General features: G+C 59.5%; 7 protein-coding genes and 2 rRNA genes (1 of these 9 running past the window's edge). 7 read left to right on the top strand and 2 right to left on the bottom strand.

The features are described from left to right. From H7R73_RS18690 to H7R73_RS18680, 3 genes are all read left to right on the top strand, one after another. Positions 1-1,615: ribosomal RNA gene (locus H7R73_RS18690) — 23S ribosomal RNA — on the top strand; it begins 1,274 nt to the left of the window's first position. Positions 1,616-1,738: 123 nt separating this feature from the next. Next, positions 1,739-1,853 (top strand): 5S ribosomal RNA (rrf, locus tag H7R73_RS18685). A 296-nt stretch (positions 1,854-2,149) separates the two neighbouring features. Beyond that, positions 2,150-2,782: a LysE family translocator gene (locus tag H7R73_RS18680; RefSeq protein ID WP_103259585.1), complete on the top strand. Its 633-nt coding sequence runs from the start codon at positions 2,150-2,152 to the stop codon at positions 2,780-2,782. 82 nt (positions 2,783-2,864) lie between these two features. Here H7R73_RS18680 and fis read toward each other — a convergent pair whose 3' ends face one another. Then, positions 2,865-3,161, bottom strand: coding sequence for a DNA-binding transcriptional regulator Fis (gene fis, locus H7R73_RS18675; protein WP_005309538.1), 297 nt, complete (start codon positions 3,159-3,161; stop codon positions 2,865-2,867). Between the two features lie 25 nt (positions 3,162-3,186). Continuing rightward, positions 3,187-4,152 carry a tRNA dihydrouridine synthase DusB gene (dusB, locus tag H7R73_RS18670; protein WP_103259586.1) on the bottom strand — a complete coding sequence of 322 codons (966 nt, stop codon included), beginning with the start codon at positions 4,150-4,152 and terminating at the stop codon, positions 3,187-3,189. A gap of 290 nt (positions 4,153-4,442) precedes the next feature. On the opposite strand from dusB, the gene H7R73_RS18665 reads away from it, so the two are divergent. The 4 genes from H7R73_RS18665 (at position 4,443) to H7R73_RS18650 (ending at position 9,253) form a co-directional block, all read left to right on the top strand. Next, entirely contained in the window at positions 4,443-5,849 is a 1,407-nt protein-coding gene (locus tag H7R73_RS18665) for a TolC family protein (RefSeq protein ID WP_182951362.1), read from the top strand. A 73-nt stretch (positions 5,850-5,922) separates the two neighbouring features. Continuing rightward, entirely contained in the window at positions 5,923-6,927 is a 1,005-nt protein-coding gene (locus H7R73_RS18660) for an HlyD family secretion protein (protein ID WP_109112327.1), read from the top strand. Next, on the top strand, positions 6,927-8,063 hold the full coding sequence (locus H7R73_RS18655; RefSeq protein ID WP_182951361.1) for an ABC transporter permease: 1,137 nt from the start codon (positions 6,927-6,929) through the stop codon (positions 8,061-8,063). The genes H7R73_RS18660 and H7R73_RS18655 overlap by 1 nt, the downstream gene beginning before the upstream one ends. Further along, complete coding sequence (locus H7R73_RS18650) at positions 8,060-9,253, top strand: ABC transporter permease (RefSeq protein ID WP_103259588.1); 1,194 nt, start codon at positions 8,060-8,062, stop codon at positions 9,251-9,253. Before H7R73_RS18655 ends, H7R73_RS18650 begins: the two co-directional genes overlap by 4 nt. Positions 9,254-9,271: the final 18 nt, after the last annotated feature.

Here is a 9,271-nt window from a genome sequence, read left to right as displayed (position 1 = left end):
CCTCCTCGCCGGAAGACCAAGGGTTCCTGTCCAACGTTAATCGGGGCAGGGTGAGTCGACCCCTAAGGTGAGGCCGAAAGGCGTAATCGATGGGAAGCAGGTTAATATTCCTGCACGACTTGTAATTGCGATGGGGGGACGGAGAAGGCTAGGTGGGCCAGGCGACGGTTGTCCTGGTGAAAGTGCGTAGGTGGTGTTTCTAGGCAAATCCGGAGACACAACACTGAGACACGAGACGAACGCACTACGGTGCGGAAGCCATTGATGCCCTGCTTCCAGGAAAAGCCTCTAAGCTTCAGATTACAAGTCATCGTACCCCAAACCGACACAGGTGGTCGGGTAGAGAATACCAAGGCGCTTGAGAGAACTCGGGTGAAGGAACTAGGCAAAATAGAACCGTAACTTCGGGAGAAGGTTCGCTCTTGATGGTGAAGTCCCTTGCGGATGGAGCTGTCGGGAGTCGCAGTGACCAGATGGCTGGGACTGTTTATCAAAAACACAGCACTCTGCAAACACGAAAGTGGACGTATAGGGTGTGACACCTGCCCGGTGCCGGAAGGTTAATTGATGGGGTTAGCGCAAGCGAAGCTCTTGATCGAAGCCCCGGTAAACGGCGGCCGTAACTATAACGGTCCTAAGGTAGCGAAATTCCTTGTCGGGTAAGTTCCGACCTGCACGAATGGTGTAACCATGGCCATGCTGTCTCCACCCGAGACTCAGTGAAATCGAATTCGCCGTGAAGATGCGGTGTACCCGCGGCTAGACGGAAAGACCCCGTGAACCTTTACTACAGCTTGGCACTGAACATTGAACCTACATGTGTAGGATAGGTGGGAGGCTTTGAAGGCGTGACGCCAGTTGCGCTGGAGCCGTCCTTGAAATACCACCCTTGTATGTTTGATGTTCTAACGCAGGGCCCTGAATCGGGCTCGCGGACAGTGCCTGGTGGGTAGTTTGACTGGGGCGGTCTCCTCCCAAAGAGTAACGGAGGAGCACGAAGGTTGGCTAATCCTGGTCGGACATCAGGAGGTTAGTGCAATGGCATAAGCCAGCTTAACTGCGAGACGGACAGGTCGAGCAGGTACGAAAGTAGGTCATAGTGATCCGGTGGTTCTGAATGGAAGGGCCATCGCTCAACGGATAAAAGGTACTCCGGGGATAACAGGCTGATACCGCCCAAGAGTTCATATCGACGGCGGTGTTTGGCACCTCGATGTCGGCTCATCACATCCTGGGGCTGAAGTCGGTCCCAAGGGTATGGCTGTTCGCCATTTAAAGTGGTACGCGAGCTGGGTTCAGAACGTCGTGAGACAGTTCGGTCCCTATCTGCCGTGGGCGTTGGATGATTGAAGGGAGTTGCTCCTAGTACGAGAGGACCGGAGTGAACGAACCTCTGGTGTTCGGGTTGTCACGCCAGTGGCACTGCCCGGTAGCTAAGTTCGGAATCGATAACCGCTGAAAGCATCTAAGCGGGAAGCGAGCCCTGAGATGAGTCATCCCTGACCCCTTGAGGGTCCTAAAGGGCCGTTGGAGACCACAACGTTGATAGGTGGGGTGTGTAAGCGTAGCGATACGTTGAGCTAACCCATACTAATTACCCGTGAGGCTTAACCATACAACACCCAAGAAGTGTTTCTGGCCTTGTAGCGAATGAGCGAACTACTTACGAATTCAGTGGTAATGACAACGCAAACTAGCGAAGTCGTTATACACATCAGCTTTCTGGATTAAGAATTTGCCTGGCGGCAATAGCGCAGTGGAACCACCTGACCCCATGCCGAACTCAGAAGTGAAACGCTGTAGCGCCGATGGTAGTGTGGCATTCGCCATGCGAGAGTAGGACACTGCCAGGCACCCAATACAAGAAACCCCGCTCACTCGAGCGGGGTTTTTTATTTCCTGTAATTTATTTATTAGATAATAAGTCTGGTTAATGCACAAAATCCAGTTTATTACATCGATAAACATTGCTATTCAGCCAGTATCACTGCCTTTCAAACGGCTCAATCTCTCTTTCTCACCAGGTTGAGCGTCAAGTATCTCCGGCTCAAACGCTATTCCCTTCCTTGATAATCACTATCGCCGGAAACGGGAGTGACAAGTACTTCAGGATCCATAGACTGTTTCTTTCATATACAAGGAGCTGTCTATGTTGGGGATCCACGATCTGGCGTTGTTTGTCGTTTCTGGCCTGCTGTTGAACATGATGCCTGGGCCTGACTCCCTGCTCATCATGCTGCGCAGCGGCTCCCAGGGATGGCGTGCAGGGTCCATGGCGGCATTGGGTATCGGGACAGGTACCATGGTGCATGTGTTGGCGGCGGCGCTGGGGCTGTCTGCCCTGTTGAGTGCCTCCGCCGAGCTGTTTGCCGTCATCAAGCTGATGGGGGCGCTCTATCTGGTCTACCTCGGCGTGTCCATGCTCTGGCAGAGGAGTGGCACTTTAACGTCTGTGGATGGGGCTGTGGCGCTGCCTGCGCTCTCTTATGGGCGCATCTTTCGGCAGGGGTTGCTCACCAATGTCCTCAATCCCAAGGTGGCGCTCTTCTTTCTCGCTTTTGTGCCCCAGTTCATCGATCCCGCTTCACCGCAAAAGGCGATGGCATTCATCGTGCTGGGCTGCATCTTCAATCTCAACGGCATGATCTGGTGCCATCTGCTGGCGTTTTCCACCGCGTTTGCAAGCCGCAAGGTGCGACTGCCCGCCCGGGTGGCCACCTGGCTGAATCGTGTGATGGGGGGGCTGTTCGTGGGGCTCGGTATCAAGCTGGCGGTGGAGTGAGCAGGTAAACACCGGGCATAGAAAAAGGCGTATCCCATCGCTGGGATACGCCTTCGTCTGCACTGCAGCAGAATGACCGGGATCAGTTCATGCCGTAACGCTTGAGTTTCTTGCGCAGGGTGCCGCGGTTGATGCCCATCATCACGGCGGCGCGAGTCTGGTTGCCACGGGTGTACTGCATGATCACGTCCAGCATGGGAGCTTCGACTTCGGAGAGAACCATATCGTACAGATCAATCACTTCCTGACCGTTCAACTGGGCCAGGTAGTTACGCAGGGCCTGTTGCACAGAGTCACGCAGGGGGCGTTGGGTCGGCTCGGCAGCGTGATTGTGAGTAGTTGTTACCAATGCATCAGAAGTCAGGGTTTGTTCGAACATATTCGGTCGGCTCTTTAGTTATGCGTTAACCTAATCCATCGAAATACGCTTCGAGTGCCTCGAGTTGTGCGTCTGCACAATCCAGGGCATTGAAGTGCTTACGGAATTCTCGGCCCGCCTCTTCTTCATCCAGATACCAGCCCACGTGTTTACGGGCAATGCGCGCTCCCAGATAGGCACCGTAAAACTGGTGCAGATTGGTGACATGCTCGTTCATCAGGGTGCGAACCTCTTCCCTGTCGGGAGGCGGCAGCTTGGTGCCCGTTTCAAGAAAATGGCGGATTTCCCGGAAAATCCAGGGTCGTCCTTGCGCAGCACGGCCGATCATCACGGCGTCAACACCGGTATAGTCGAGGACATACCGGGCTTTCTCCGGGCTATCGATGTCGCCATTGGCGACAACAGGAATCGATACGGCCTGCTTAATCGCCCTGATAGTGTCGTACTCCGCTTCGCCCTTGTAGAGGCAGGCACGGGTACGACCATGCACGGCAAGGGCCGCGATACCGCAATCTTCGGCGATTCGGGCGATCTCCTCGCCATTGCGGTTATCCGGATCCCATCCTGTGCGGATCTTCAAGGTGACAGGTACTTCCACCGCATCCACCACGGCCCGGCAGATGGAGCTGACCAGGTCTGGCTGACGCAGCAGGGCGGAACCTGCCAGCTTCTTATTCACTTTTTTTGCCGGACATCCCATGTTGATGTCGACGATCTGAGCGCCCTGCTCCACGTTGTAGCGGGCAGCAAACGCCATCATCTCGGGGTCGGCACCGGCAATCTGGACCGATCGCAAGCCGCCTTCAGCAGAGTGATCCATTCTCATCCGGGTTTTCTGGGTATCCCAGACATCCGGGTTGGCCAGCAGCATCTCGGAAACGGCCATACCGGCTCCCAAACGTAAACAAAGTTCACGAAATGGTCGGTCTGTTACACCGGCCATGGGGGCCACGATCAGGGGAGTTTCAAGCGTGTGGGGACCTATCTGCATTCCACGGTTACCATCGGCTTAGGGCGGCGTATATTACGCATTTTTTAGTCAGGAGAAAAGGTTAGTATTTGAGCGTCAGCCATTTTTTTCTGAAAAAAACGTCGCGCCAAGGCTTGCAAATTCAGGAGTGCTTGAAAATCGGACATATTGTCTGTGACCATGGTCAGGGGGGCGCGAGTGAGGGGGATGGTGATTTGTGAGTCTCCCTCTCAAGCCGGTTTAGGCTATGATAGCGGGCCTGAATTGAGCAAAGGCTCTACACAATTTTATTACAAACGGATCGGGGATGTATGACGGCAAAGTTCATCAAATCGCTCTGCCCATGCCTGCTGGGTGTCGTGCTGGGGTCGGCCCAGGCGCAGACGGTCAGCTTTACCGAGGCCTGGAGTCGGGTCATCCAGCAGGATGACGGCTTGGCGGCAGAGCAGGCCGGGGTGGAGAGGGCCCAGCAACTGCGGGAGGCGGCCAAGGCCATGTACCTGCCCAAGGTGGATGTGGGGGCCAGCTATACCCATCTTGATCAGCCGATGGAGCTGGACATGCTGGATCTCAACCCCATCGCCAATCATCCGGAATTCGGCAAGGTGCTGGTGCCCGTGATGCAGGCACTCAACCTCAGCCCGAGCGATTTCGTCACGCCCCTCACCAAGCAGAACGTGGTGACCAGTTCGGTCAAGATGCTATGGCCGCTCTTTACCGGCGGGCGCATCGATGCGGCCCAGGATATTCGTCAGGCCCAGGTGAGCGAGGCTGAGCAGTTGCTGGTGCTCAAACAGCAGTCCACCTTCGAGAGCCTCTCCCAGACCTACTTCGGGGTGGTGCTGGCGGCGCAGGTGGTGCAGACCAAGCAGGAGATCGAGCAGGGACTGGCACACCATCTGGATCATGCCAAGAAGCTCGAAGCCCAGGGGCAGATCGCCAAGGTGGAGCGCCTCTCGGCCCAGTCTGCCTATGACAGGGCACGCATCGATACCCAGAAGGCCAGGCGCAGCCTGGAGATCGCCCAGCTGGCGCTCGGCCACATGCTCAAGCTCAAGCAGGCTGAGCCCAATACCGCCCTCTTCATCAACGAAGGGATGCCAGCCTTGTCTCCCTTCGTGGAGGAGACCCTGTCGGTGCATCCCGGTCTCAAGCTGTTGACGGCCAAGAAGGAGCAGGCCCAGGGGATGATCAAGCTGGAGAAGGGCAAGTACGCCCCCGAGCTCTTCCTGTTCGGCAACTACAACCTCTATGAAGATGATTCCATTGTCTCCAAGACCACACCGGACTGGCTGGTTGGTGTCGGGGTCAGCATGCCGCTGGTGAGTCGTGATGGCCGCTCCGAGACGGTACAGGCGGCCAAGAGCGCTGAACTCCAGGTCAACCTGCTGCAAGCCAAGACCCGCCAGGATCTGGAGCTGCTGGTCGAGAAGACCTGGCGCGAGGCTGCCCAGGGACTGGAGGAGTATCACTCTCTCTCCTCGACCCAGGCGCTGGCCGAGGAGAACGTGCGGTTGCGTGACAAGGCATTCGGTCAGGGGCTCTCCACTTCCCTCGATGTGGTCGATGCCCAGACCCAGCTTGCCGGGGTCAAGACCCAGCGCGCCGCCGCCGCCTATCAATACGTGATCTCTCTGGCCCGCCTGTTGGCACTCTCCGGTCAGATGAACAGTTTCAACCAGTATCAGCATGGCCAGGCGATCGAGGTGAACTCATGATCGCGCGCTCTTCCACTCCGTTATTCATGTCCGTTTCGACCGTCAAGGGTCGCCCGTTTGCCGAGGTGAATTCATGAGTCATCCCCCCATCAAGAAGAAGATGAGCCAGGGCAAGCCCTGGCTGCTGCCACTGGCGCTGGTATTGCTTGTGCTCTGGCTGGGCTGGCGCTTCTGGCTGGCCTATCAGCCGGAGCCGGTGCGTCTGCAGGGGCAGATAGAGGCGCAGCAGTATTCGGTCTCTTCCAAGGTGGCGGGCCGCATCGACGAGGTGCTGGTGAAGAAGGGGGATCAACTGGCCAGGGGCCAACTGGCGTTCACTCTGGCGAGCCCGGAGATCGAGGCCAAGCTGAGTCAGGCCAAGGCCGGGCAGGCCGCGGCGGGTGCCATGGCCGAAGAGGCCGAGAAGGGGGCGCGAGTGCAGCAGATCGCGGCCGCCAAGGATCAGTGGCAACAGGCCAAGGCGGCTGCCCTGCTTCATGGCAAAACCTACGAGCGCATTGCCAGCCTGCATCGGGATGGCGTGATGTCGCTGCAAAAGCGTGACGAGGCCTGGACGGCCTGGCAGGCGGCGAAGTACAGCGAGGGCATGGCCTGGCAGCAATACCAGATGGCGCTGGAAGGGGCGCGGGAAGAGACCAAGATAGCGGCCCGCGAGCAGGCCAAGGTGGCGGCTGGCGGCGTGGCGGAAGTGGAAGCCTATCTGGCCGATACCCGCATCGCCAGCCCACACGAGGGGGAAGTTGCCCAGGTGCTGTTGCGTAGCGGCGAGCTGGCTCCCCAGGGCTTCCCTGTGGTGACCTTGCTCGACATGAAGGATGCCTGGGCCCAGTTCCATGTCCGTGAGGACCTCTTGCCAAGGTTCCCGGTCGGTACCGAGTTTGATGCCCGTATTCCCGGCCTGGGGGATCAGCTGGTGCGCTTCAAGGTGACCCATGTGGCCGTGATGGGGGATTTCGCCACCTGGCGTGCCACCGACACCCGCCAGGGGTTCGACATGAAAAGCTTCCAGGTGGAAGCGCGCCCCTTGCAGCCGGTTGACGGACTGCGGGTCGGCATGAGCGTGCTGGTCGAGCTCTGATGGGACGCGAATGGCGGTTGCTCTGGCAGGACCCGTTCGGCCGGGCGCTGGCGAGCTGGGTCCCCTTGGTGCTGATAGGGATCCTGTGCTGGATCTTTTCAGCCGGCCTGGCGCGGGATCTCAAGGTCGGTCTGGTGGATCTGGATCGCAGCACCCTCTCCCGACAACTGGCGTTCTCTCTCGATGGCTCCGCCGGGCTCAAGATAGCGCAGCAGTTTGATTCCATCGACGCAGGGGCCAGGGCACTGCGTGGGGGAGACATCTATGCCCTGGTGGTGATCCCCCATCATCTGGAGCGGGATGCCCGCGAGGGGACGCAACCCAGGGTGACCGTGTTCAACAATGGCCAGTTCATCCTGATTGCCAAGCTGGTCAACTCCGCACTGGCCCAGGTGGTGGGAACTCTCAATGGCCAGGTGGGCGTGCTCTCGGCCATGGCCGACGGCAAGACGCTGCCCGGTGCCCTGGGACAATCCGTACCCATTGCGAGCCAGGTTACCGCGCTCTACAACATCAATTCCAGCTACGCCCAGTTTCTGCTGAGCGCCCTGCTGCCTGCGGTGTGGCAGATCCTGGTGGTGCTCTATGGCCTGAACGCCCTGGCCCGCACTGATCGCCTCGGGTTGGACTGGACCACTAGAGGGGTCTGGTTCGGCCTCTGGCGAACCCTGCTACCCCACGTGCTCATCGGCTGGGGGTGGGGTCTGGCGTGGAGTCTGCTGCTGTTCAAGGGGCTTGGGTACCCCATGCAAGGCAGTTGGCTGGTGCTGACGGCGGGGCTGGGACTGGCGTCAGCCGCTTGCGTCACCATGGGGGCCTTCTTCTACGCCATCATCCGGGATCCGGCGCGGGCTCTGTCGCTGGCGGGGGCTTACACGGCTCCCGGTTTCGCCTTTATGGGGGTCACCTTTCCGGTCAGCGCCATGGGTGATGTGGCCCAGTTCTGGCGCAGCCTGCTGCCCATCTCCCACTATGTGGAGCTGCAGATCGGGCAAACCAACTACGGTCAACCGTTGACGGCGGCCCTGCCCCAGCTCGGGGCCCTGCTGCTGTTTCTGCTGCCCCTGCTGCTGGTGGTACACCGCTACCGGACGCCGTCGGGCGCGGCCCTGCCCCATGAGGAGTCCAGGCCATGATGGGATTCTGGGATCTGGTGCGCCTTGAGCTGCGCACCCTCTTGGCGGATCGCGCCATCATGCTGACCCTGTTTGGCGGCGTCTTCTTCTACTCCTTCCTCTACCCCCAGCCCTACCTGCACCAATTGCCCAGGGAAGAGCCCGTGGTGGTGGTCAACGAGGATGGCAGCCAGCTCTCCCGCCAGCTGGAGTTCATGGCCGATGCCACGGCGCAGGTGAAACTGGTGGCCCGTGCCGGTTCGCTCGACGAGGCCCGCCAGATGATGCTGACCGGCAAGGCGAGCGGCATCTTGCACATTCCCCGCCACTTCTATCGGGATCTGATGCTGGGCAGGAGCGTGACCCTGGGTTATGCCGGAGATGCCTCCTACTTCCTGGTCTATGGCACCATTGCCGAAGGGCTGGCCCAGGCGGGGGGCACGCTCGCCGCCCAGGTGAAGGTGGCCAGGCTGCTGAGCCAGGGCGAGGCGCTGCCCCAGGCCGCCATGGGCTGGAACGCGGTGGCCCTCAATGTGCTGCCGGTATTCAACCCCACCATGGGCTATGTGAACTACGTGGTGCCTGCGGTATTCGTGCTGATCCTGCATCAGGTGTTGCTGATGGGAACCGGCATCCTGGGGGCGACCCAGAACCAGCGCAGCCGCCGTGGCGAGTCAGGCTACTGGCAACATGCCCCCGTGCCGGCCTTGTTGCTGGCCCGCACCCTGGTGGTGGGGGCTCTTTTCGTCCTTCCGGTGACCTACTTCTTCGGCTTCTGCTTCGATCACTACGGTATTGCCCGCACCGCTGTACCCGGCGAACTCTGGCTCTTTACCCTGCCGTTCCTGTTGGCCACCACCTGGCTCGGGATCGTGCTCGGCGCCCTGTTCACCCGCCGTGATCTACCGACCCAGGTGGTGCTTGTCTCCTCTTTGCCGCTGGTCTTCCTGGCCGGCTTTATCTGGCCCCTTGAGCTCATCCCGGCCCCCCTCAACTGGCTGGCCCAGTGGGCGCCGAGCACGCCGGCCATCGAGGGATTCCTGCGCCTCAATCAGATGGGGGCCGACTTTGCCCAGGTCTCCCGCTACTGGTGGCAGTTGTGGGGGCTTGCACTGTTGTATGGCGCTCTGGCGTGCTGGTTGCTCCGCTGGCGTCAACCGTGCCCTGCAACGCGGCCGGATGATGGGGCGACGGCGTCTTCCACCGACTAGGCCCCTTGCAACAACACG

The sequence above is a fragment of the Aeromonas sp. WP2-W18-CRE-05 genome (assembly GCF_014168615.1).
Lineage (GTDB): Bacteria > Pseudomonadota > Gammaproteobacteria > Enterobacterales > Aeromonadaceae > Aeromonas > Aeromonas caviae.
The sequence above is the reverse complement of the archived record's forward strand: the minus strand, read 5'-3'. Positions and strand labels throughout refer to the sequence as shown.

Coding starts and splice junctions, on each gene's coding strand:
- H7R73_RS18680 (WP_103259585.1), top strand. CDS start 2,150: ATGTTGGGGATCCACGATCTGGCGTTGTTTGTCGTTTCTGGCCTGCTG.
- fis (WP_005309538.1), bottom strand. CDS start 3,161: ATGTTCGAACAAACCCTGACTTCTGATGCATTGGTAACAACTACTCAC.
- dusB (WP_103259586.1), bottom strand. CDS start 4,152: ATGCAGATAGGTCCCCACACGCTTGAAACTCCCCTGATCGTGGCCCCC.
- H7R73_RS18665 (WP_182951362.1), top strand. CDS start 4,443: ATGACGGCAAAGTTCATCAAATCGCTCTGCCCATGCCTGCTGGGTGTC.
- H7R73_RS18660 (WP_109112327.1), top strand. CDS start 5,923: ATGAGTCATCCCCCCATCAAGAAGAAGATGAGCCAGGGCAAGCCCTGG.
- H7R73_RS18655 (WP_182951361.1), top strand. CDS start 6,927: ATGGGACGCGAATGGCGGTTGCTCTGGCAGGACCCGTTCGGCCGGGCG.
- H7R73_RS18650 (WP_103259588.1), top strand. CDS start 8,060: ATGATGGGATTCTGGGATCTGGTGCGCCTTGAGCTGCGCACCCTCTTG.